This window comes from Streptomyces albofaciens JCM 4342, assembly GCF_008634025.1.
Lineage (GTDB): Bacteria > Actinomycetota > Actinomycetes > Streptomycetales > Streptomycetaceae > Streptomyces > Streptomyces albofaciens.
Genome location: NZ_PDCM01000001.1, coordinates 2,301,717 through 2,324,175, shown reverse-complemented (window position 1 = coordinate 2,324,175; position 22,459 = coordinate 2,301,717). Strand labels below are relative to the sequence as shown.

At 71.9% G+C, this 22,459-nt stretch carries 19 protein-coding genes; 9 read left to right on the top strand and 10 right to left on the bottom strand.

Annotated features, from left to right (window positions below):
• Positions 1–30 precede the first annotated feature (30 nt).
• Complete coding sequence (locus CP973_RS10525; RefSeq protein WP_208853165.1) at positions 31–522, bottom strand: GNAT family N-acetyltransferase; 492 nt, start codon at positions 520–522, stop codon at positions 31–33.
• 38 nt (positions 523–560) lie between these two features.
• Here CP973_RS10525 and CP973_RS10520 point away from each other — a divergent pair, with 38 nt between their 5' ends.
• Positions 561–1,577: a TIGR01777 family oxidoreductase gene (locus CP973_RS10520; protein WP_425281950.1), complete on the top strand. Its 1,017-nt coding sequence runs from the start codon at positions 561–563 to the stop codon at positions 1,575–1,577.
• A gap of 465 nt (positions 1,578–2,042) precedes the next feature.
• Positions 2,043–3,269: an FAD-dependent oxidoreductase gene (locus tag CP973_RS10510; protein WP_150239587.1), complete on the top strand. Its 1,227-nt coding sequence runs from the start codon at positions 2,043–2,045 to the stop codon at positions 3,267–3,269.
• 124 nt (positions 3,270–3,393) lie between these two features.
• Here the strand turns inward: CP973_RS10510 and CP973_RS10505 are convergent, their stop codons facing one another.
• Positions 3,394–4,953, bottom strand: a complete 1,560-nt coding sequence (locus CP973_RS10505; RefSeq protein ID WP_150239585.1) for an NsdA family TPR-like regulatory protein — start codon at positions 4,951–4,953, stop codon at positions 3,394–3,396.
• Positions 4,954–5,313: 360 nt separating this feature from the next.
• On the opposite strand from CP973_RS10505, the gene lipB reads away from it, so the two are divergent.
• From lipB to CP973_RS10485, 4 genes are all read left to right on the top strand, one after another.
• A complete protein-coding gene (lipB, locus tag CP973_RS10500; protein WP_150239583.1) occupies positions 5,314–6,129 on the top strand; it encodes a lipoyl(octanoyl) transferase LipB in 816 nt (271 codons plus the stop codon).
• Between the two features lie 156 nt (positions 6,130–6,285).
• Complete coding sequence (gene lipA, locus CP973_RS10495; protein WP_003983438.1) at positions 6,286–7,236, top strand: lipoyl synthase; 951 nt, start codon at positions 6,286–6,288, stop codon at positions 7,234–7,236.
• A 224-nt stretch (positions 7,237–7,460) separates the two neighbouring features.
• The gene (locus CP973_RS10490; protein WP_150239581.1) at positions 7,461–7,679 is read left to right on the top strand and encodes an SCO2195 family GlnR-regulated protein; all 219 of its coding nucleotides are present in this window, start codon (positions 7,461–7,463) and stop codon (positions 7,677–7,679) included.
• A 10-nt stretch (positions 7,680–7,689) separates the two neighbouring features.
• Positions 7,690–8,403 carry a DUF4191 domain-containing protein gene (locus CP973_RS10485; protein WP_150239579.1) on the top strand — a complete coding sequence of 238 codons (714 nt, stop codon included), beginning with the start codon at positions 7,690–7,692 and terminating at the stop codon, positions 8,401–8,403.
• 293 nt (positions 8,404–8,696) lie between these two features.
• Here CP973_RS10485 and CP973_RS10480 read toward each other — a convergent pair whose 3' ends face one another.
• Entirely contained in the window at positions 8,697–9,164 is a 468-nt protein-coding gene (locus CP973_RS10480; protein WP_150239577.1) for an RDD family protein, read from the bottom strand.
• Positions 9,165–9,528: 364 nt separating this feature from the next.
• Between CP973_RS10480 and glnA the strand changes: the two genes are divergently transcribed.
• Both glnA and CP973_RS10465 read left to right on the top strand, forming a co-directional pair.
• Entirely contained in the window at positions 9,529–10,938 is a 1,410-nt protein-coding gene (gene glnA / locus CP973_RS10475; protein WP_030604301.1) for a type I glutamate--ammonia ligase, read from the top strand.
• A 543-nt stretch (positions 10,939–11,481) separates the two neighbouring features.
• Positions 11,482–13,806: a terpene synthase family protein gene (locus CP973_RS10465; protein ID WP_150243412.1), complete on the top strand. Its 2,325-nt coding sequence runs from the start codon at positions 11,482–11,484 to the stop codon at positions 13,804–13,806.
• 179 nt (positions 13,807–13,985) lie between these two features.
• On the opposite strand, the gene CP973_RS10460 is transcribed toward CP973_RS10465, so the two are convergent.
• The 6 genes from CP973_RS10460 to CP973_RS10435 all read right to left on the bottom strand — a co-directional run bounded on the left by CP973_RS10460 (position 13,986) and on the right by CP973_RS10435 (position 20,558).
• Complete coding sequence (locus CP973_RS10460) at positions 13,986–14,321, bottom strand: hypothetical protein (RefSeq protein ID WP_425281949.1); 336 nt, start codon at positions 14,319–14,321, stop codon at positions 13,986–13,988.
• Between the two features lie 138 nt (positions 14,322–14,459).
• Entirely contained in the window at positions 14,460–15,062 is a 603-nt protein-coding gene (locus CP973_RS10455; protein WP_150239573.1) for a hypothetical protein, read from the bottom strand.
• Positions 15,059–16,621, bottom strand: a complete 1,563-nt coding sequence (locus CP973_RS10450; RefSeq protein ID WP_425281998.1) for a sensor histidine kinase — start codon at positions 16,619–16,621, stop codon at positions 15,059–15,061. The genes CP973_RS10455 and CP973_RS10450 overlap by 4 nt, the downstream gene beginning before the upstream one ends.
• 221 nt (positions 16,622–16,842) lie before the next feature.
• The gene (locus tag CP973_RS10445; RefSeq protein ID WP_150239569.1) at positions 16,843–17,595 is read right to left on the bottom strand and encodes a response regulator transcription factor; all 753 of its coding nucleotides are present in this window, start codon (positions 17,593–17,595) and stop codon (positions 16,843–16,845) included.
• A gap of 212 nt (positions 17,596–17,807) precedes the next feature.
• Entirely contained in the window at positions 17,808–19,352 is a 1,545-nt protein-coding gene (locus CP973_RS10440; RefSeq protein WP_150239567.1) for an AMP-binding protein, read from the bottom strand.
• Positions 19,353–19,538: 186 nt separating this feature from the next.
• A complete protein-coding gene (locus CP973_RS10435) occupies positions 19,539–20,558 on the bottom strand; it encodes an NAD(P)-dependent oxidoreductase (protein ID WP_244409370.1) in 1,020 nt (339 codons plus the stop codon).
• A gap of 348 nt (positions 20,559–20,906) precedes the next feature.
• Between CP973_RS10435 and CP973_RS10430 the strand changes: the two genes are divergently transcribed.
• Positions 20,907–21,380 carry a hypothetical protein gene (locus tag CP973_RS10430; protein ID WP_150239565.1) on the top strand — a complete coding sequence of 158 codons (474 nt, stop codon included), beginning with the start codon at positions 20,907–20,909 and terminating at the stop codon, positions 21,378–21,380.
• Positions 21,381–21,459: 79 nt separating this feature from the next.
• On the opposite strand, the gene CP973_RS10425 is transcribed toward CP973_RS10430, so the two are convergent.
• Positions 21,460–22,371 carry a Gfo/Idh/MocA family protein gene (locus tag CP973_RS10425; RefSeq protein ID WP_208853164.1) on the bottom strand — a complete coding sequence of 304 codons (912 nt, stop codon included), beginning with the start codon at positions 22,369–22,371 and terminating at the stop codon, positions 21,460–21,462.
• Positions 22,372–22,459 lie beyond the last annotated feature (88 nt).

The window sequence follows — 22,459 nt, the reverse complement described above, 5'->3', positions numbered from 1 at the left end:
GCACGGGGCGGACCTTTCCGGGCGCCGCCTTCAGACCAGCACCTTGCCCATCATCACGTCGTCCACGTACTTGCCCTCCAGCAGGAACTCCCCCGGCAGCACGCCCTCCACCGAGAAGCCCGCCGACTCGTAGAGGCGGCGGGCCGGGGTGTTGTGCCCGAGGACGCGCAGGGTGACGCGGCGGGCCCCTTCGTCCAGCGCCCGCGCGCAGGCCGCGTCCAGCAGGGCCCGGGCGACGCCCCGGCCGCGCGCCCAGGTGTCCACGGCCAGGCCCTGGATCTGGCGTACGTGGGCGTTGCAGGGCAGCGGCGTCGGCGGCACCAGCCGGATGTAGCCGGCCAGCCGGCCCGCGATCTCCGCCACGAGCAGGTCCTCGGGGCGGTGCCGGTCGTCGAAGAACCGGTCGTACGGGGGCTGCGGCCGGGGCGTGACCGCGTGCAGCGTGGACCACGTACGGCGGTCCAGTACCGCGAGCGGCTCCTCGTCGGCCAGGACGGCGGTACGTACGAACGATTCGGACATGCGTGCCACTGTGTCATGTGTCCGTCGCCGGGGGCAGTATGGCTGCCATGCGGATCGCGATCACCGGCTCGGCCGGTCTCATCGGTACGGCACTCGTCGGCTCCCTGCGCGCGGGGAGCCCCGACCGGCTGTCGGACGGCACCGCCGCCGGCACCGGCATCGGTTCCGGCACCGGCATCGGTTCCGGCACTGGTACTGACACCGACACTGGCACTGGCACTGGCACCGGCAGGCACGAGATCGTCCGGCTCGTACGGCACGCGCCCCGCGCCGCCGACGAGGTGCGCTGGGACCCCAAGCGCCAGACCGTGGACGCCGCCGGGCTCGCCGGCTGCGACGCCGTGGTGCACCTCGCGGGCGCGGGCGTCGGCGATCACCGCTGGACCGACGCGTACAAGCGCGAGATCCGGGACAGCCGCGTCCTGGGCACGGCGGCGCTCGCCGAGGCCATCGCCTCCCTGGACACCCCGCCGCGGGTCTTCGTCTGCGGCAGCGCCATCGGTTTCTACGGCGACACCGGCGACCGGCGGACGGACGAGTCCGCGCCGCCCGGCGACGACTTCCTGGCCCGGGTCTGCGTGGACTGGGAGGAGGCCGCCGCACCGGCGGTCGAAGCCGGTATCCGTACGGTCTTCGCGCGCACCGGGCTGGTCGTGGGGCGCCAGGGCGGCGCCTGGGGACGGCTGTTCCCCCTCTTCAAACTGGGCCTGGGCGGCCGGCTGGGCGACGGCCGCCAGTACTGGAGCTTCATCTCCCTGCACGACCACATCGCCGCCCTCCGGCACCTGATCGACACCGACGGCCTGAGCGGGCCGGTCAACCTCACCGCGCCCGAGCCGGTCACCAACCGCGAGGTCACCGCGGCGATGGGCCGCGTTCTGCACCGCCCCACCCCCTTCCCCGCACCGGCCCCGGCCCTGCGGCTCGCCCTGGGCCAGTTCGCCGACAACGTCCTGGCCAGCCAGCGCGTCATCCCCCGACGCCTCCTGGACTCCGGCTTCACCTTCGCCCACCCGAAGGTGGACGAGGCGATCCGGGCGGCGCTCGGGGCGTGATCCGGAAGTACGGGGGCGGTACGGGGACCCGGAGCGGGGTTCCGTACCGAGCGTGATCCGGTACGGAGTGCGGGCGCGATCCGGTACGGAGTGCGGGCGCGATCCGGCACGGCATGCGGGCCGTTCGCCTGGCTGTGCGCGACCGCGGCGGACCCCGGGCCGACCCGCCACCGGCCGACCGCGCTCCGCGCCCCGTACTCCCACGCCCCACGCCCCCGCGCCCCCGGCGCACCGCACTCCGTGCCACCTCACCCGCCGCCGTGGGCCACCGCGGCTCCGCGCCTCCCACGGACGGCGGTGCACGGCACCGCGTGCCGCACCGTGCATCCGTGCGCGGTCTACGCGCGATCCCTCCGGCCGCGGGCCCGTTCTTAACGTTCCAACCTCACGAACTCGGCATCCCGCGCGCCGGTACCGGGCAGGAGCCCCGTAGCGCCGGCACCGGGACCGACCTCGGGAGGGCACGTGCTGCGCACCGCATCGACCGTGGACGTCGTCATCGTCGGGTCCGGCCTCGCCGGTCTCGCCGCCGCCCACCACCTGACCAGCGCGGGAGCCACGGTCACCGTGCTGGAGGCCGCACCGTACGTCGGCGGCCGGACCACCACCGATCACCTGGACGGCTTCCGGCTGGACCGCACCGGCCAACTACTCGTCACCTCGTACCCCGAACTCCGCACCACCCCCGGTCTCAGCGGCCTGGCCCTGCGTCACCTCGCCCCCGGGCTGTGCCTCCACAACGGCCGGCGGAACCAGCGCGTCGGTGCCCCCCGGTGCACGAGGGGCGCACTTTCGGCCGCGCGCGCCCTTTCGCGCGCCGAACGACGTGCCGACCGTTCCACCGCCCAAGCGCTGGCGGCCCGCCCGGTCTTCCCGCCGTACGTCCCCGACGGGTTCCTCCGCCCCCTTCTGACCGCCCTCCTGTGCGATCCCGGGCTCACCGGCTCCAGCCGCAACGCCGCCCTGGCCCTGCGCTCCTTTGCCCGCGGACGGCTGTGCCTGCCCGTCGGCGGCGCCTCGGCGCTGCCCGAACTCCTCGCCACCTCCCTTCCCCCCGGGACCGTACGCACCTCCGTACGCGCCGTCTCGGTCTCGACCACCAGCGTCGGCACCGCCGCCCACGGGCAATTCCCCTGCCGTGCCGCGCTCGTGGCCACCGGCGCGCGCGATGCGGCAGGGCTGCTGCCGGGACTGCGGGTCCCCGACTTCCACCCGGTGTCCATCGTGCACCACACCACTGACAGTCCCCCGGCCCGCGAACCGGTGCTCTTCCTGCCCTCCGAAGGCCCGGTCGCGCACACCTTCGTCGCCAGCGAGGCCGACCCGTCCCGCGCCCCGGCGGGCCGTGCCCTGGTCACCACGACCGTGCTGGGCGCACCCGCGACCCTGCCCGCCCGCGCACTGGACAAGACGGTCCGCCCCCAACTCGACCGGATCTACGGCACGTCCACCGACACCTGGGATCTGCTGGCCGTCCACCACGACCCGGAGGCGGTCCCGGCCATGCCCGTACCGGACGATCCGCACCGCTCCGTCCGGCTGCTGGCCGGGCTGTACGTGTGCGGCGACCACCGGGACACCGGCACCGTGCAGGGCGCCCTGCGCTCCGGCCGCCGGGCCGCCCGCGCGGCCCTCGACGACCTGCGCCTGCCCCCGTTCCACGAACCCTGCGAACTCTCGGCCGCCGCCTGACGTGCGGACGGGCGGGGCCGACCCGCCGCGCCCCGCCCGCCGTACCGAGTCCGTCAGCCGTACCCGGGCCCGTCAGCCGTCTCCCGGGCAGTCGGCCGTCCTTGAGCCCGTCAGCCGTCCTCCGTCACGTCTTCATCGCCGCGACCCGGTCGCGGTACCCGCGTACCGCCGCCGCGTCCCGGTACGGCTCCAGCCGGCGCTCGAACTCGCGGACGTACTCGTGCGCCCGTACGGACCGCATCTCGGACGCCTGGAGCGCCGCTTCCGCGCCCAGCGCGCACGCCTGCTCCAGCTCGCCCAGGCCCAGCCGCGCCGTCGCCAGCACCACCCGGCAGAACAGGCGGCTGCGCGCGAACCCGGCGCCGCGCAGCTGGAGCGAGCGCTCCGCGTGCTGCGCCGCCGCCCGGAACTGCTGGAGGTCGCGGTGGCAGTGCGCCAGTTCGTCGGCGAGCTGCGCCTCGTCGAAGAAGCGCGCCCAGTACGGCGTGTCGTCCCCGGGGCGCGCCGTCTCCAGCGCCCGTTCCGCCCGCGCGAGCGAGGCCGTGCACGCCCGTACCTCGGTCAGTACGCCGTGCCCGCGCGCCTCCGCCGCGTGCAGCAGGGCCTGTACGACGGGCGGCGCGTTGCTGCCGACCCCCTGCTGGGCCACCCGCGCCAGCTGGACGGCCTCCCGGCCGTGCCCCAGGTAGACGGCCTGCCGGCTCATGGTCACCAGGACGTACGCGCCGTACGCGCGGTCCCCGGCGGCCTGCGCCAGCCGCAGCGCCTGGACGAAGTACCGCTGGGCCAGGCCGTGCGCGGCGATGTCGTACGACGTCCAGCCGGCCAGCCGCGTCAGGTCGGCGGCGGCCGCGAACAGCCGGCGCCCGGCCGCCTCGCCGTACGTGCCGCGCAGCATCGGCTCCACCTCGTGCTCCAGGTAGCGCACCAGGGCCTGGCGCGCGTGCCCGCCGCCGTACGCGTGGTCCAGCGCGCGGAACAGCTCGCCGACCGACCGGAGCGCCTTGATGTCCCCGGCGGACACCCGGTAGGCGTGCGCCCGGTCCGAGCGCTCCGCGCGCTCGGGACGCTCCGTGCGCCCGGCCCGCTCGGGATGGCCGGGGCGCTCGTGCCCGGGCCGTTCGTGGCCCGGGCGGTCGTGGCCGGGGCGCTCCGTCTGCCGCTGCCGGGGCACCGACACCTGCATCCGGCCGGGCGCGGACAGCCGGCCCGCGGGCTCCGCCGCGTCACCGTGCGCGACCCGCTCGTCGGCCCGTCCGATCAGCCAGTCCCGGCTGGGCACCACCAGCCCGGCCGGGGTGAAGGCGATCTTCCGCAGCTCCGCGTGGCTGCCGGAGTCCTTGCGCCACAGGCCGCTGACGATGTCCACCGCCTCGCTCGGCGTGGCCGCGAATTCGAGCCCGGCGTACACCGGCGCGCAGGCGTCCAGGCCCAGGTCCTGGGCCGACAGCCGACGGCCCAGCCTGCGGGTGAAGACTTCGGCGATCAGGGCGGGCGTGGTGCCTCTGGGCTGTTGCCCGCGTAGCCAGCGCGTGACCGACGTCTTGTCGTAGCGGAGGTCGAGCCCGTGCTCCAGGCCGAGCTGGTCGACCCGGCGGGCCAGCCCGGCGTTGGAAAATCCCGCCTCCGCGATGAGCGCGGCGAGCTGTCGGTTGGGCGTGCGCTGGGGGGGTCGGTCCGTCATCAGCTTTACCGGTCTCCTGCCTTCCGGGCCGAGCTGCCCGGGTTCGGCGGACCCTGACCGGCGCTGCTCCCTGCCCTCGTGGAACGGCGTGAATGTAACGGCCCCGGGCGGCTTTCCGGCCGCCTTCGCCACGCGTTCATCCGATCGTGTGAGCAGGGCTCGTACTGCTCTCCGCGCCTGCGCAAGGGCTTCGGCCGGACCTCGCACGGGCGGCCCTCCGAAGCACGCCCGGGGCTCCCGGAACACCCCCGCGCGCCCGCGCGCCGGTCCCCCGCCCCGGGCGCCTGCGGGCACCGTCCGCCCCCGCCGTACAGTTGGCGTGGGCGCGAAGGACTCAACAAAGTTCGAAGAGGAGCTGCCGTGACTGCGATCTCTCGGGGGGACACCCCCGCACCCGAGGGGCTGCGCTTTGTCCATCTGGGCTTCGGCGCCCACGCCGTCGATTACGAGGAGGCGTGGCAGGAGCAGCGCAGGGTCCACGCCGCCCGGTTCGCCGACGAGATCCCGGACACCTGCCTGCTGCTGGAGCACCAGCCCGTCTACACGGCAGGCCGGCGTACGGAGGACAGCGAGCGCCCCCTGGACGGCACTCCGGTGATCGACGTCGACCGCGGCGGCAAGATCACCTGGCACGGCCCCGGCCAGCTGGTCGGCTACCCGATCCAGAAGCTCCCGCGTCCGGTCGACGTCGTCGCGCACGTACGCCGCCTCGAAGAGGCCCTGATCCGCGCCTGTGCCGAGTTCGGCCTGGAGACCACCCGGATCGAGGGCCGCAGCGGTGTCTGGGTGCTGGGCGACCCGGTCGCCGACCGCCCGTCGCTGGGCGGCCTGTCCCTCGACTTCGACCCGCGTACGGCCGACGAGGAGTTCGACCCGCGGCTGAACGGCCCGGAGTACGCCCCCTCCAACGCCGGCCAGCGCCGCGAGGACCGCAAGCTGGCCGCGATCGGCATCCGCGTCGCCAAGGGCGTCACGATGCACGGCTTCTCGCTCAACGTGAATCCGGACACCACCTCGTTCGACAAGATCGTCCCGTGCGGCATCCGCGACGCCGGGGTGGCCTCGCTCGCCGACGAGCTGGGCCGGGAGATCACCATCCCCGACGTCCTGCCGGTCGTCGAGAAGCATCTGCGCGACGTGCTGGAGAATGCCGTGCTGCTCCCCCGGGCGGTCTGACCCGGTTCGCCGGCCGGTGGCACCCCCGTAGGGCCGCCGGAACCGACCGCGAGGAATGCGCCCCTGCCATACGGGGTTGCCGTGCACGTAAAGACGTGCGAATTGACGGGCGTACCCTGGTGTACGCCGAAGAAACGAAGTCGTAGGGAGCCGGACGTGTCCGCTGTCGCACCCGACGGACGCAAGATGTTGCGCCTGGAGGTCCGGAACAGCCAGACCCCCATCGAGCGCAAGCCCGAGTGGATCAAGACCCGGGCGAAAATGGGCCCCGAGTACAACCACCTGCAGGGCCTGGTCAAGAAGGAAGGCCTGCACACGGTCTGCCAGGAGGCGGGCTGTCCCAACATCTACGAATGCTGGGAGGACCGCGAGGCCACCTTCCTGATCGGCGGCGACCAGTGCACCCGGCGCTGCGACTTCTGCCAGATCGACACGGGCAAGCCGCAGGAACTGGACCGCGACGAGCCGCGGCGGGTGGCCGAGTCCGTACAGACCATGGGCCTGAAGTACGCCACGATCACCGGCGTCGCCCGTGACGACCTGGAGGACGGCGGCGCCTGGCTGTACGCGGAGACCGTCCGCCAGATCCACGCCGCGATGCCCGGCACCGGCGTCGAACTGCTCATCCCCGACTTCAACGCGGTCCCCGAGCAGCTCGCCGAGGTCTTCTCCTCGCGCCCCGAGGTGCTCGCGCACAACGTCGAGACGGTGCCGCGCATCTTCAAGCGCATCCGCCCCGGCTTCCGCTACGAGCGGTCGCTGGAGGTCATCACCAAGGCCCGCGAGGCCGGCCTGGTCACCAAGTCCAACCTGATCCTGGGCATGGGCGAGGAGCGCGCGGAGATCAGCCAGGCGCTCCAGGACCTGCACGACGCGGGCTGCGAGCTGATCACCATCACGCAGTACCTGCGCCCGTCGGTGCGCCACCACCCCATCGAGCGCTGGGTCAAGCCCGCCGAGTTCGTGGAGCTCAAGGAGGAGGCCGAGGAGATCGGCTACGCCGGCGTCATGTCCGGCCCGCTGGTCCGCTCCTCCTACCGCGCCGGCCGCCTGTACCAGCAGGCGATCGAGCGCCGCCAGGTCGAGGAGTCGGCCCAGGCCGTCTGAACCGGCGACGCGCATCCCGTATGGGGCACCGCTGACCCCTGGGTCGGAATGTGAGTCCCGGCACACGCTGCGACGACGCGGCCCGCACCACCCCAGGCAGGGGCGGTGCGGGCCGCGTCAACGTTTCATCGGTGTTTGACCGCGGGGTCATCAGTTGGTAACACCGATCCGTAACGATGGTTTCACAGAACGCATCCACTATTCCTCCAGAAGGGGAAACCGTCATGCAGGCCGCGCCCGCTCGCGCCACCGCCGCTCTCCCCATCCCGTCGGTCACCGACGCCCTGCGCGCAGTCGAGTCCGTACTGATGCGCGGCGGCCAGCGCACAGCCCGCCGGAACGCGTGGACGTCGGTGCTGGAGGACCGCCGTCGCGCCCGGGACCGGCGGGAGGCCCTGCACGTACTGGAGGCCGCGGCGACCGAGGGCCCGAACGCCACGTAAACTGCGCCCCATGGCGAGGAAGGCAAAAGCAGACAGCGCTGAGGGCGCTGCGAACCCCGGGCGACTGAAGCAGATCGCCCAGACCTACAAGATGACCCGTCGGGTCGACCCCAAGGTCGGTCTCGTCGTCGCCGGCGTGGGCATCGTCGTATTCGGCGTTCTCCTCGTCCTCGGCTTCCTGATCGGGCACCCGGTCTACCTGGGCATCCTGGGATTCGTCCTGGCCTTCCTCGCGATGGCGATCATCTTCGGCCGCCGTGCCGAGCGGGCCGCCTTCGGACAGATGGAGGGCCAGCCCGGCGCGGCCGCGGCCGTACTGGACAACGTGGGCCGCGGCTGGACCGTCACCCCGGCGGTCGCGATGAACCGCCAGCAGGACGTCGTGCACCGCGCCGTCGGCAAGGCGGGCATCGTCCTCGTCGGCGAGGGCAACCCCAACCGCGTACGCGGCCTGCTGGCCGCCGAGAAGAAGCGGATGGCCCGCATCGTCGCGGACGCCCCGGTCCACGACTTCGTGGTCGGTGACGGCGAGGGCGAGATCCCGCTGAAGAAGATCCGCACCACCCTGCTCAAGCTGCCGCGCACGCTGCCCGGCCCCCAGGTGACGGCGGTCAACGACCGGCTGCGCGCCCTCGGGGACCTGATGAGCAACATGCCGGTCCCCAAGGGCCCCATGCCGAAGGGCATGCGCATGCCCAAGGGCGGCGGCGGCAAGATGCGCTGACCATCGCGTCGGCGGACGCGATGGAGCGCGTCACCGGAACGGCGGAGGGGCCCGGGACCTTTGTGGTCCCGGGCCCCTCAGTAGTTTCGTAGCCGTTTTGGGGTTACGAAGCCGTCCGGGCTTGCACGGACGATGCATCCCCTTGCACGGACGATCCATCCCGCCGATACGCAGCCGTGCCGACGATACGGTGCCGTCACGGCGATACGGTGCCGTCACGACGATACGGCGCCGTCACGACGAAACCGAGGCCGACCCGGCGATACGGCCGCCGCCCTCTGCCGTCGGTCGGCTCAGATCCGCACCTGCACCGCGCGGGCCAGGCGGTCGTGGAGGCCGCGGCCGTCGCGGTCCCAGATCACCGCGGGGATGATCACGACCAGCGCGACCGTACGCAGGACGACGCGCGGCAGCGACAGCCGTCCGCCGTCCTCGGCGACGACCCGCAGGCCCAGGAGCCGCTTGCCCGGCGTGAAGCCCACCGTGCCGACCGTGAGCACGCTCAGCACCGCGAAGACGGCCAGCGCCCAGTTGCTCGTCGCGTTCGCCCGGCCGTCGCTGAGCAGCCCGTACGCGACGAGCATGCACAGCGCCCAGTCGATGAAGAGGGCGGCGAAGCGCCGGCCCGGGCGCGCGAGCGAGCCCGGCCCTTCCTCGGGCAGCCCGAGCCGCTGCCCGCGGTAACCGAACTCGACACCCATGTCCTCGGCTGCCGCGCGGGGCCCGGAGATCCACGATCCGATTGCTTGCCTGTTGTCCACCCGTCCACGGTACTGCGACCGCATACGTTCCCCCCTCCGCGGGGCATCCGTGACGGCCGTCGCACCCCGCCCCGTAACCGGCCTGCGACGGCTCCGCCACCGGACGCCCGCGTACGGTTCGGGCCCTCCCCACCCGTCCACCCTCGCCCCCGCCTCCGTGCGGGCCACCCGCCGGTCACCCTCGGAATGATCAATTCCGCCCCGGAAACAGGCCGCGCGGCGGTTAACCTCGGCGAAACAAATGGGTCATGCTTGGGAAATCCCGCCTGCCTATGGTCGGGCAAGCGCGCCACCGCACACGGCTGCGCTCCGAGTAGCAATCCCGCGTGCGCCGACCGTCGGTGACCGGGCTAGGAGGAGTTGGATGTTCCAGAACGCCGACGAGGCCAAGAAGTTCATCGCGGACGAGGACGTCAAGATGGTCGACGTCCGCTTCTGCGACCTGCCCGGTGTCATGCAGCACTTCACGGTGCCCGCGGAGGCGTTCGACCCGACCGAGGAGCTGGCCTTCGACGGCTCCTCGATCCGCGGTTTCCAGGCCATCCACGAGTCCGACATGGCCCTGCGCGCCGACCTCTCCACCGCCCGCGTGGACCCGTTCCGCCGCGACAAGACCCTCAACATCAACTTCTTCATCCACGACCCGATCACCGGCGAGCAGTACAGCCGTGACCCGCGGAACGTGGCGAAGAAGGCCGAGGCCTACCTCGCCTCCACCGGCATCGCCGACACCGCGTTCTTCGGCCCCGAGGCCGAGTTCTACGTCTTCGACTCGGTCCGCTTCGAGACCTCCGCCAACCGCTCGGTCTACGAGATCGACTCCGAGGCGGGCGCCTGGAACACCGGCTCCGAGCTGAACAACCGCGGTTACAAGGTCCGCTACAAGGGCGGCTACTTCCCGGCTCCCCCGGTCGACCACTTCGCCGACCTGCGCGCCGAGATCTCCCTGGAGCTCGACCGCGCCGGCCTGAAGGTCGAGCGCCAGCACCACGAGGTCGGCACGGCCGGCCAGGCGGAGATCAACTACAAGTTCAACACGCTCCTCGCCGCCGCCGACGACCTGATGCTGTTCAAGTACATCGTCAAGAACGTCGCCTGGCGCAACGGCAAGACCGCGACCTTCATGCCCAAGCCGATCTTCGGCGACAACGGCTCCGGCATGCACGTCCACCAGTCCCTGTGGTCCGGCGGCGAGCCCCTCTTCTACGACGAGCAGGGCTACGCGGGCCTCTCGGACACCGCCCGCTACTACATCGGCGGCATCCTCAAGCACGCCCCGTCGCTGCTCGCCTTCACCAACCCGACGGTGAACTCCTACCACCGCCTGGTCCCCGGCTTCGAGGCCCCGGTCAACCTGGTCTACTCGCAGCGCAACCGCTCCGCCGCGATGCGCATCCCGATCACCGGCTCCAACCCGAAGGCCAAGCGCGTCGAGTTCCGCGCCCCGGACCCGTCCTCCAACCCGTACCTGGCCTTCTCCGCCCTCCTCCTCGCGGGCCTGGACGGCGTCAAGAACAAGATCGAGCCCGCCGAGCCGATCGACAAGGACCTCTACGAGCTCGCCCCCGAAGAGCACGCCAACGTCGCCCAGGTCCCCACCTCCCTCCCCGCCGTCCTCGACGCGCTTGAGGCCGACAACGAGTACCTCCAGCAGGGCGGCGTCTTCACCGCCGACCTCATCGAAACCTGGATCGACTACAAGCGCACCGCAGAAATCGCCCCGATCCAGCTGCGGCCGCACCCGCACGAGTTCGAGCTTTACTTCGACATCTAAGAGACTGAGTCGAAGTCAGTAGTATCGGCGAGGGCCGCTACCCCTACCGGGGCAGCGGCCCTCGCCGACTTGTCGAGGCTCCGCATTGCCGGCACCCTCCTTGCCGGCGGTCAGCTGTCCGTCCCGAGTGGAGCGCGGCTCCAGAATGAGCGGGCCTTTCGCAGGAGGTCCTTGGCGGTGTCTCCGTGTACGGCTCCGCGGCGCAGGGCGGGTCGATCTCGCGGAGGAGACGGTCGAGCTGTGCTCGCATGACTTCGGGGCCGTCGTCCTGCACCGCCTCGGTACCGGCGGACAGGCGTTCTTTCCATGGCATCGAACTCGTCACGGTGCCCCCTCTTGAGTCATGCCATTGGCCGGCTTTCGGCGGGCCGCGACGTGCGGTGACACGACCGTCCCATGAACTCGAATCACACGTTCATACGAAGTGTCAAGAGGGGGGATAACGCGCGGGCGGGCTGGGTAGTGCTCGGCCGCTGGGGGCGCGGTGTCCGGGGGAGCGCCCCCAGTAGGTAGGGAAGATGGACGACGGGAGGGCGGGTCGTGGTGGCGCAGCCGTTTGAGTTGCCGGGGTTTTATCTGCCGTATCCGGCTCGGGTGAACGCGGGGGTGGAGGCGGCCCGTAGGCATTCGAAAGAGTGGGCGCGGGGGATGGGGATGTTGGAGGGGTCGGGGGTTTGGGAGGAGGGGGATTTGGATGCGCATGATTATGCGCTGTTGTGCGCCTATACGCATCCGGACTGCTCGGCTGACGTCTTGTCGCTGGTGACCGACTGGTATGTGTGGGTCTTCTTTTTTGATGACCACTTTTTGGAGGTGTTCAAGCGGACACAGGACCGGGTGGGCGGGAAGGCTTACCTGGATCGGCTGCCGTTGTTCATGCCGATGGAGCTGAGTACGCCGGTGCCGGAGCCCACCAATCCGGTGGAGGCGGGGCTGGCGGATCTGTGGGCTCGGACGGTGCCTTCCATGTCGGAAGGGTGGCGGGCCCGGTTCCGGGAGAGTACCGAGCACTTGTTGAACGAGTCGTTGTGGGAGTTGTCCAACATCAACGCTGGGCGGTTGCCCAATCCCGTCGAGTACATCGAGATGCGGCGGAAGGTGGGTGGTGCGCCGTGGTCGGCGGGGCTGGTGGAGTTTGCCGCCGGGGCCGAGGTGCCGGCGGCGGTGGCCGGGGCCCGGCCGTTGCGGGTGCTGAGGGACACGTTCGCGGACGCGGTGCATCTGCGGAACGATTTGTTCTCGTATCAGCGGGAGATTGAGGAGGAAGGGGAACTCAGCAACGGAGTTTTGGTGTTGGAGAATTTTCTGGGGTGCACGACTCAGGAAGCTGCCGATGCCGTCAATGATCTGATCACTTCGCGGGTGCAGCAGTTCGAGAACACGGTGCTGACGGAGCTGCCGGTGCTGTTCGCGGAGAAGGGGCTGAGTCCGCGGGAGTGTGCGGACGTGCTGGCTTACGCCAAGGGGTTGCAGGACTGGCAGGCGGGCGGGCACGAGTGGCACATGCGGTCGAGTCGGTACATGAACGGGGGTGGGGAGGCAGCGGACGCGGGCGCCGGTGCGAGCTGGTCGCCGTTTGTGTTCGGCGGGTTGGGGACTTCGGGGGCGGATGTACGGAAGGCTGTGGCGGTCACCGGGGCGAAGCGGGTGCGGAACTTCACGCATGTGCCGTATCAGAAGGTGGGGCCTTCGCAGCTGCCGGATTTCTTCATGCCGTTCGCGACGACGCTCAGCCCGCATCTCGATGGGGCGCGGGTGAACACGGTGGAATGGGCGCGGCGGATGGGGCTGCTGCGGCCGCAGGCCGGGGTGCCGCTTTCGGGTATCTGGGACGAGGGGAAGCTGAAGGATTACGACTTCCCGTTGTGTGCTGCCGGGCTGCATCCCGAGGCGTCGCCGGAGGAGCTGGACCTGTCGTCGCAGTGGCTGACCTGGGGGACGTACGGGGACGATTACTACCCCGCGGTGTTCGGGGCGGTACGGGATCCGGCCGGGGCGAAGGCGTGCAATGCGCGGCTTTCGGCGTTCATGCCGGTGGAGGACGACGCGGCCGTGCCGGAGCCGGCGAACGCGATGGAACGCGGGCTGGCCGATCTGTGGGTCCGTACGACGGAATCGATGGACGCCGGGGCGCGGAAGTCGTTCCGGGACAGCGTCGAGGTGATGACGGCCGGGTGGATCTGGGAGTTGGAGAACCAGGCGCTGCACCACATCCCCGACCCGGTGGATTACATCGAGATGCGGCGGGCGACGTTCGGTTCCGACATGACGATGAGCCTGAGCCGTATCGGGCATGGGCGGCGAGTGCCGGAGGAGGTCTATCGCAGTGGGGCCATGCGTTCGCTGGAGAACGCCGCGGCCGACTACGCGACGCTGCTGAACGACGTGTTCTCGTATCAGAAGGAGATCGAGTATGAGGGGGAACTGCACAACGGGGTTCTGGTGGTGCAGAACTTCTTCGACTGCGACTATCCGACGGCGCTCGCGATCGTGCACGACCTCATGACGTCCCGTATGCGGGAGTTCCAGCACGTGGCGGCGGATGAACTGCCGGTTCTGTATGACGACTTCGGTCTGTCGGCGGAGGCGCGGGCGCTGCTGGACGGGTATGTGAAGGAACTGGAGAACTGGATGTCCGGGATTCTCACCTGGCATCAGGGGTGCCGGCGGTATCGCGAGGAGGATGTGCGACGGCACAAGGGAGTGGGCCGGGGAGAGTGGGGTGGTCCGGGTATCGGGGGCGAGGCGGTCGCCGTCGCGCCTGAGGCCGCGGCGGCCGGGCCCGGTGAGTGGAGTGACCGGCCTACTGGGCTGGGGACTTCGGCGGCCCGGGTGGCCTTGCGGCAGGCGGTTTCGGCGCGGCGGTAGCGGAGCGGCCTGCCGGGCATGACGTGTGGCCCCTCCCGGGTCAGGGCCGGGAGGGGCCGCCGGGGCCGGTCGGCCGCGCTCAGAGGCGGCGGAGGCCCAGTAGGTCAGGTGGTGTGATCAGGGTCGGTTGGAGTCGTCGCTCGTGTTCGCGCGCAGTCGGCGGCGCGGCGCCTGGCGGCTCAGCGGGCGTTCTCAGTGATCAGGGAGCGGACCATGCGGCAGGTCGTGTTGGAGGGCGGGTGCACTCCGATACGGGCCGCGGTGGTGCGGATGGTGCGGTTACGGGCCCGCTCCGGGGTGTAGACACCACCGTCGAGCAGGGCTATCGCCAGGCGCATGGCCTTCAGACGGCGGTTGTGGGCTTCGTACCACTCGCGCGGGAGACCGGCGGGCAGCGGCTTCTTGACCATCGGCGTGTGACGGACCACCCGGCGCGCGGCGGTCTTCCCGTACGCGGTCTTCTTCGTGACGGCGGTGTTCGCGGCGGTGTTCTTGGACGGTGCGGCTACGGCCATCGGCAACCTCCTGGGTCGGCGGGGAAGCAGCCCTGGACTGCTTCCTTTCTGCCTCCGATTTTAGTGCCGACCACTGACAAAGCCCCCTGGTCAGGGAGGGCTTGGGCGCCGTCCGGAGCCGTGGGGCACCGGCTCGCGTCAGCGCGTTCGCGGGGTGCCGGAGCCGTCCGGGGCGGGGGTGGGAGCGGAGGTCCGGGAGCCTTGCGGACCGGTGGCCGGGAAGGCGATGCCGTTGCTCGAACAGCGCACCGTCCACGGCTCGCCCCCGCTCCCCGGCTCGTACATGCGCACGTCGACCTCGGTGGCCGGGCGCCCGCCCGGGATGGCGGCGTTGGCGGCGGTGCACGCGATCTGGTGGACGGCCGCCGCCTCCATCCTGGCCACCGGCACGGGCAGGTGGACGCTGACCGCGCCGTTCGCGGGTACGGCGGTCAGCCGGCCCGGCATCGGCGGCACCAGGCTGACCAGCCCGCGCGCCCGCTCCGCCTCGGTGGGTCCCTTGACCAGGAGGTCCAGGGCTTCCTGCGGTCCGACCGGGCCGACGGCCGGGCGGGCGGCCGCGTGGATGCCGAGGGGCGAGACGAAGAAGATGCGGGCGGTGTACGTGGCGGCGCCCGGCTGCGGGATGCCTTGCGCGGGGGCGCCCGCCTGTACGTAACCGGTGGGGCTGATGCCGCAGCCGGTGAGGAGGAGGGCCAAGCAGAGGAAGGCGGTCTGTGGCAGCCGGAAAGGGCTTCTCATGGGCGGCCCTCCTCGTTCTTGGCGTCCTCGGTTCCGGTGTCCCCTGCTCCGGTGTCCCCTGCTCCGGTGTCCCCTGCTCCGGTGTCCCCTGTTCCGGTGTCCCCGGCCCCGGATACAGGAGCGGTGACGTCCGGCCCCTCACCGCCCGGCTCCGGCCCCGCCCCCACCCCCGCCCCACCCAACGGATCCACCGGCACCTCCACCGTGAACACCGCTCCTCCGTCCGGCCCGTTGGCCGCGCGCAGGGTGCCTCCGTGCAGCCGTACGTTCTCCATCGCGATGGCCAGGCCGAGGCCACTGCCGCTGGAGCGGGCGCGGGCGGCGTCGGCTTTGTAGAAGCGGTCGAAGACGTGGGGAAGAGCTTGTGGGTCGATGCCGGGGCCCTGGTCGGCCACGTCGATACGCAGGCGTCCCGACGTTTCGTACGCGGTCAGCCGTACCGGCGTACCGCCGTGCCGCAGCGCGTTGCCGACCAGGTTGGCCACCACCACGTCGATACGGCGCGGGTCGAAGCGGGCCCGCAGGCCCTCGGGCAGGTCGGTCTCGACCTGGTCCTGCCAGCCGCGCAGCTGGAGCGTCTTGCGGAGCGCCACGGCGACGTCGATCTCGTCGAGGTGCAGGTCGGCGGCGCCCGCGTCGAAGCGCGAGACCTCTATCAGGTCCTCCACCATCCGGGCGAGCTTGGTGGTCTCGTCGCTGATGAGGCGTACGGCGTCGGCGGTGTCGGGGTCCAGCCGGGCGGCGTCCTCGTCGAGGACTTCGGTCACGGCGGACATGGCCGCCAGCGGGGTGCGCAGCTCGTGCGAGACGTCGGCGGCGAAGCGCCGGGCGTTGGCCTCCATACGGCGCAGTTCTGCGTCGTCCTTCTCCAGGGCGCGGGCCATTTCGTTGAACGTGACGGTCAGGTCGGCGAGTTCGTCGCGGCCGGTCACCGGGAGCCGGGTGTCCAGTTCGCCGGAGGTGATGCGTTCGGCCGCCGCCCGCAGGCGGCGGACCGGCCGCAGCACACGGCGGGCGGCGAACAGCGCGGGAACGACGGCCAGCGCGAGCGCCGGCAGCGCGCCCGCCTGGGCGGCGGTCACCAGGGCGGAGATGTCGGCCTTCTCGTCGGCCAGGGCGAATTCGGCGTAGACGATGAGGCCGGAGGGCTTGCCCCGCTGGGGAGTGGCCGAGGGGGTTGCGTCGGGGCCCGTACGGCCCGTTCCGTTCCCGCCCCCGCCCGCGTCCGTGTCCGTGAAGTCCACCGGCATGCCGATCGCCAGCCAGGGCTGCCCGTCCCGGTCCACCCGCTGGAAGATCGGCGCGTGCTGCTCGCGTACGGCCTTGCGCAGACCGTCGGTGACCGCAGCCCCGCCCTTGGCCGCACCACCCGTCCCACCCGCACCACCCGCCGAGGAACCGACGCCCCCGCCCCACGGCCCCGGCACCACCGGCCCGTCCTCGTACTGCGCGTACGTGCGCCAGTTGCGGGAGCCGCCCGCCCGGTCGAGCTGGACGACGAGGTTCTGCAGGTCCTCCCGCCGGGGCGGGAACGGCAGGTCGGGGCCGAGGGACTGCATCTGGTCGCGCAGGTCGCGCACGGCGGTGTTCTGGGTGCGGGCCAGTATCGCCGTACGGGCCTGCCGGAAAGTGAGCGCGGCGGTGATCAGCGCGCTGAGCGCGGAGACGACGAGGAAGCCGACGACGAGGCGGGTGCGCAGCCCGCGCAGCCGGGTGTACGCGGCGGTCAGCCACTCCCGGCCCCGGGTCGGCGCGGCCCCTCCCGGGGGCCTGCGGGCGGTCACAAGGGTCCGAACCGGTAGCCGAACCCCCGTACCGTCTGTACGTACGTGGGCGCGCGTGAATCGTCCTCGATCTTGGCGCGCAGCCGCATCACACACGCGTCCACCAGCCGTACGTCCCCGTAGAAGCTGTGCTCCCAGACCTGTTCGAGGAGCTGCTGACGGCTGAAGACCTGGCCGGGCGAGTCGGACAGGAAGAGGAGCAGCTTCAGCTCGGAGGGGGCGAGCACGACGTCCCGGCCGTCCTTGGTGACGAGCAGGCCGGCACGGTCGATGGTCAGCGCGCCGTACGTCACGGAGGAGGACGAGGGCGAGGACCGGGACGAGGACGCGGCGGACGCACTAGGGGCACCAGAGCCCGCCTCCCGTGCCCCGTCTCCACCCCCCTCCCCCACCACACGCCGCAGCACCGCCCGCATCCGCGCCTGGAGCACTTCGCCGCTGGCGGGCTTGACCACGTAGTCGTCCGCGCCGGCCTCCAGTCCCACGACCATGTCGATGTCGTCGCCGCGCGCGGACAGGATGATGATCGGGATCTGCTGTGTCTCGCGGATGCGGCGGCACACCTCCAGGCCGCTCATGCCGGGCAGCATCAGGTCCAGCAGCACCAGCTCCGGCCGGAAGCGGTCCAGCGCGAGGAGGCCGGTCTCGCCGCTGGCGGCCGCCTCGACCTCGTGCCCGCGGCGGCGGAGCGCGAGGTGGACGCCCTTGCGTACGGCGGGGTCGTCCTCGATCAGCAGCACACGGGTCATGGCGCGGGGTTCTCCGAAGCGGGCCGGGCGGACGCTGGTCGAAAGCGTACGGCGGGGAAGGGGCCCGACCATGGTGCGCGGCACTCGTGACGCCGTGTCTCGCATTGTGTGAGGAATCGATGACGGTTCCCCCTGCCCCCGTTATGTTCTTCGCGGCTCCGCGAGAGGGCCGCCGGCCTCCGGGCCCGGCATGACTGTTGCCCCCCTGCCCCTTACCCCCGCCCCACCACCTCACCCTTGAGCCGCTTCTTGTCCGGCTTGCCGACCGAGGTGAGCGGGATGCTGTCCACCTGATGCACGGCCCGCGGCGCGTACATCGCGCCCTTGTGCGCCACGACGAAGTCGGTGATCCGTGCGGCGTCGACCGTGCGTCCCGGCGCGGGGACGACGGCGCAGTGCACCTCCTCGACCTCGTCCGCGGTGCGCACGCCGAAGACCGCGCAGTGCGCGATGTCCGGGTGGGTGTGCAGCAGGTCCTCCAGTTCGCCCGGATAGACGTGGCCGCCCACCACGATGATCATTTCCTTGACCCGGTCCATCAGGTAGAGGTAGCCGTCCTCGTCCCGGTAGCCGACATCGCCGGTGCGCAGCCAGCCGTCGCGGAGCACCTGCGCGGTCAGTTCGGGCCGCTTCCAGTAGCCGGTCATCAGGCCGGCGGAGCGGACGTACACCTCGCCGTCGGCGTCCGGCGGGAGGGGGTGACCGTGCTCGTCGCGGATCTCGATGTCCACGCCGGGTACGGGGCGGCCGACGGTGATCTGCCCGCCGCGCCCGGTGATGGCGTGCTCCGCCGGGCCCACCTCGGTGAGCAGCAGGGCCTCGGACTGCCCGTACCAGCCGTAGAGGACCGGTCCGAGGACGTCCAGGGCCTGCCGCAGCCGGGACGGGGACGCCGGGCAGCCGCCGTAGCTGATGCGGGTGAGGCTGCTGAGGTCGGTGGTGGCGAGGTCGGGGTGGTCGAGGAGTTCGTAGAGGAGGGGCGGCAGCAGCCATATGTGGGTGATGCGCTCGCGGGCGATCGCGGCGAGCACCGCGCCGGGCTCGAAGCGGTCCTGGAGGACGACGCTGCCGCCGGTGGCCAGCGTCATGTCGGCCAGGTGTCCGGCGAGGTGGGTGAGCGAGGTGCAGGCGAGCTGGCGGGGCGGGTCGCCGGCCGCTTCGACGGGGTAGGACAGCAGCGTCGCGTACGGGCCGTGGGCCGACCGGATGCCCTTGGGGATGCCGGTCGTGCCGCCCGTGTAGCGGATGCACCAGTCCTCGTCGGCGCGGGCCGCGCTCTCGACCGTACGGCCCGACGGGCGGGCGGCGGCCAGGGCGGTCAGGTCCTCGGCCTCCAGACCGGCGCCGCCGGGGCCCAGCATCAGCACGTCCGGCGCGGGTCCCTCCAGGTGGGAGAGGAGTTCCGCGGCGGGCTTGGCCGATTCCGGCCCGACGAGGAGCAGGACGGTCTCCGCGCTCTCCACGAGGCGCGCCTGGATCTCCGGCGCCTGCCCCTCGTAGAGGAGGACGATCCGGGCGCCCAGCAGGTTGACCGCGTACCGGGCGGCCAGGGCTTCCGGCCGGTTCCCGGCCAGCATCGAGACCGAACGGCCGCGCCCGATGCCGCGGTCGGCCAGCTCGGCCGCCATCCGGTGCACGCTGTCGTGGAGCTCGGCGGCGGTGATGTCCCGCCCCTCGGCCGTGGTCAGTACCGGGCGTCCGGGGCTGCCGGTCAGCTTCTGGAGGATGGTCTCGACGTAACTCGTGAACGCGGTCATGAGCTGCGCCTCCTTGTCGTACGTGAGCGTGCGTTTCGCGGTGTGCGAAGGCCGTGATCACGACGTTAGGCGGCATCGTCGATGCCTTCCAAGACCAAAATCGGCATGTAGCCATAGCAGTTGAGCCATGAGGCGGGAAGACTGCCGGGGGCGCGGCCGGCGCCCCCGGCTCCACGCCGGATTCCGCTAACCCGCCGAATTCTCCGGGTGCTTGATGCCTTCCACCAGCCGCGTGACACTCTCCGCCCCATGCCCCTCGGATATCTGGCGGCGTATCAGTTCCAGCACCGGGAGCAGGACATCCGCGCCGATGCCCGCTTCCCGGCTGGTGTGTACGAGGTGTGCCACGGCCGCCGCGTTGAAATCGAGGCTCTGGACCTCGGTGCGGTAGTCACCCGAGTCCAGGAATTCGGCCATGGCGGGCAGCCCGAGGGTCATGGCGTTCAGCCACGGTACGGCGAGCGCCGTGAACTCCTTGGCCGGGACGCCCGCCGTGCCGACCAGGGCCGCGCCGTGCAGGAATCCCCCGAACATGGTGTACATGGCCGTCAGCAGACCGACGTCGTACAGCGGCGCCGATCCGGGGTCGGTGCCGAGGTGGGTGGCCGAGCCGAGCCGTTCGAGCAGGGCGCGGTGGGCGGTGAAGAGGGCGTCCGGACCGCTGTAGAGGAGCATCGACTGCGGGCCGCCGACCAGCATGGGGATGGTCATGATGGCGCCGCTGAGGTGCTCGATGCCGTGCTCGTCCGCCCAGGCGGCGGTGGCGCGGGCCTCCTGCGGGGAGACGGTCGTCAGGTTGACCACCGTACGGCCGGTGAGCCGGTCCGCGAGCGGGGTGAGCACGTCGCGCACGGACCGGTGGTCCATGAGGCAGACGACGGTGACCGGGGAGGCCGCGACCGCCTCGGCGGCGTCGGCGGCCAGGGTGGCGCCGGCCGCCACGAGGGCGTCGGCCCGGCCAGGGGTGCGGTTCCAGACGGTGGTCGGGTGGCCGCCCTCCAGGAAGGCGGCGGCCAGGGCGCGGCCCATGGCACCCAGGCCGAGGACGGTGACCGGGGTGGGCTCAGCGTCGAGCTGGACGGGCTCCGCGTTGAGCGGGACGGGCTCTGCGTTGAGCGCGGCGGAGGCATTGGACGCGGTGGAGGCATCGGATGCGGCAGCCGAGGCATGGGACACAGTGGAGGCATTGGACGCGGTGGATGTCACGGGAAACTCCGGAAAGGCGGTAGGCCGTAGGCGGTAGGCGGTAGGCGGTAGGCGGTACGGACGGGCATGGACAAGAGCGGCGCGCCGGGAAAATCCTCGCGCCCCGCCTCCCGGTCCGCAATTACCTACTTGAAAGTGGGTTACTTACCTGGAGGTGAGTAAGGGGTTCCGAAGGCTTGCCGCACTCCCGTCCACAGCCGTCCGCATTTCCCGCCGCACCATGGGTTGTCATACCTTTGGCCATTACTTTCTACGCCGTTATGGTGACGCAATGAGCAGCCCCACCGATTAACGTGGACGACTCATTTCTCCATTGCCATACCACCGGGGAGGGGAACGGAGCTGCCCATGGCTTCCAACGTTTTGTTCGGGGGCGTCTACGGAACGGTGCTCGCCAGTGCGCTGCTGGCCGCCTTGCAGAGCGAGGGCGCGCCGTTCACGCCCGTGTACGACGCGCTGTGGGTGCTGGTCACCGCCGTGACGGCGGCCCTCGCGCACGGTTACGCGCACCACATGTCCACCCATCGCGGGCACACCGCCGGGCACCGCTGGTACGCGCTCGTGCACCGGCTGATCGACGAGTGGCCGCTCGTCGTCGCCTCGCTGCCCACGGTCGTGCTGCTGCTCGCCGCCGGGGGCTGGAACTGGCCTGAGGGCCCCACCACGGCGGCCGGGTTGATGCTCAACGCGACGCTGCTGTTCGCCTGGGGCATGGCCGCCGCACTGCGGATGGGGTACCGCAGGCGCGGGGCCGTGCTCATCGGGGTGGCCGACGCCGCGCTCGGCCTGGTGATCGCGGTGGCCAACGCCCTGATCAAGTAAGCGATGCACCTGATCAGGTGAGAGGTCGCCGCTCCCGCCCCCCTTCCCCCGCCTCATCCCTCCCCCTACCCCTCTCCCTCTACCCCTCCCCCTTCTCCTCTCCCACGAACGACGCCTCCGCCGCCGCCAGCACCTCCGTCACCCGCAGCCCGAACCGCGCGTCGCACGCGTGCCCGTCACCGCTGCGTACGGAGGCGAGCAGGGCGTCCACGGCGCGTTCGTAGGCGACTTCCGGGCCGTCCTGACGGCGTGGCAGCGAGGTGGCGCCCGAGGTGCCGTACAGCGTGACGGAGACGCCGGACGCCGCCCGCGGCGCGGTCAGGCTGACCGTCGCGGAGCTCGCCGCGCCGCTCGCGTGCCGCAGTGTGAGCAGCACCGTGTCGCCGGGACCGCGGGTGGCCGTGACGTGCTCGGCGTCCCCGAGGGCGGGCAGCAGCAGGGACAGCGCGTGCGGGCCGACGTGCCACAGGGCGCCCTTCTCGCGGCGCCAGGGCGAGGCCGCGTACGGGCTGTCGCTGTCCGCCGCGAAGACCGAGCCGAGCCAGTCGGCGTGCGCGGTGAACCAGCCGCCGGCCGCGGCGGCCCGGTCGATCCACTCCCCCTCGGCGATGCCGAAGCGCGCGGTGAAGAACACGATGGAGGCGACGCCCGCGCGGTCCGCCGCCTCGGCCACCGCCCGCGCCTCGGCGACGGTGGTGGCGACCGGCTTGTCCAGGAGGAGGTGGCGGCCGGCCTCGGCGGCCCGCACGGCGAGGTCCGCCTGGACGGACGGCGGGAGGGCGATGGCGAGGGCGTCGGTGTCGGCGAACAGTTCCTCCGGGGTCGCGTACGGGCGGGTGCCGTGGCTCGCGGCCAGCGCCGCGGCGGCTGCCGGGCGGCGTCCCCACACGCCCGTGAAGGCGACGCCGGGGTGGGCGGCGAGGGCGGGGGCGTGCACGCGCCGGGCCCAGGGGCCGGTGCCGAGGAGTCCGATGCGCAAGGTCGTCGTCATGACCGCCAGTGTGCCCGCGCGCCCGCCCGCGCGCGGGCGCCACGCGCGCCGTGGCGCGAAGCGCACGGGTCCGCAAGGTCCGGCGGTG

Bases quoted from the DNA above. Each gene is read 5' to 3' on its own strand.
- CP973_RS10445 (WP_150239569.1), bottom strand. From the start codon at position 17,595: ATGACCCGTGTGCTGCTGATCGAGGACGACCCCGCCGTACGCAAGGGC.
- CP973_RS10430 (WP_150239565.1), top strand. From the start codon at position 20,907: ATGGCTTCCAACGTTTTGTTCGGGGGCGTCTACGGAACGGTGCTCGCC.
- glnA (WP_030604301.1), top strand. From the start codon at position 9,529: ATGTTCCAGAACGCCGACGAGGCCAAGAAGTTCATCGCGGACGAGGAC.
- CP973_RS10450 (WP_425281998.1), bottom strand. From the start codon at position 16,621: ATGCAGTCCCTCGGCCCCGACCTGCCGTTCCCGCCCCGGCGGGAGGAC.
- CP973_RS10485 (WP_150239579.1), top strand. From the start codon at position 7,690: ATGGCGAGGAAGGCAAAAGCAGACAGCGCTGAGGGCGCTGCGAACCCC.
- CP973_RS10440 (WP_150239567.1), bottom strand. From the start codon at position 19,352: ATGACCGCGTTCACGAGTTACGTCGAGACCATCCTCCAGAAGCTGACC.
- CP973_RS10505 (WP_150239585.1), bottom strand. From the start codon at position 4,953: ATGACGGACCGACCCCCCCAGCGCACGCCCAACCGACAGCTCGCCGCG.
- CP973_RS10490 (WP_150239581.1), top strand. From the start codon at position 7,461: ATGCAGGCCGCGCCCGCTCGCGCCACCGCCGCTCTCCCCATCCCGTCG.
- CP973_RS10455 (WP_150239573.1), bottom strand. From the start codon at position 15,062: ATGAGAAGCCCTTTCCGGCTGCCACAGACCGCCTTCCTCTGCTTGGCC.
- CP973_RS10425 (WP_208853164.1), bottom strand. From the start codon at position 22,371: ATGACGACGACCTTGCGCATCGGACTCCTCGGCACCGGCCCCTGGGCC.
- CP973_RS10520 (WP_425281950.1), top strand. From the start codon at position 561: ATGGCTGCCATGCGGATCGCGATCACCGGCTCGGCCGGTCTCATCGGT.
- CP973_RS10525 (WP_208853165.1), bottom strand. From the start codon at position 522: ATGTCCGAATCGTTCGTACGTACCGCCGTCCTGGCCGACGAGGAGCCG.
- CP973_RS10460 (WP_425281949.1), bottom strand. From the start codon at position 14,321: ATGGCCGTAGCCGCACCGTCCAAGAACACCGCCGCGAACACCGCCGTC.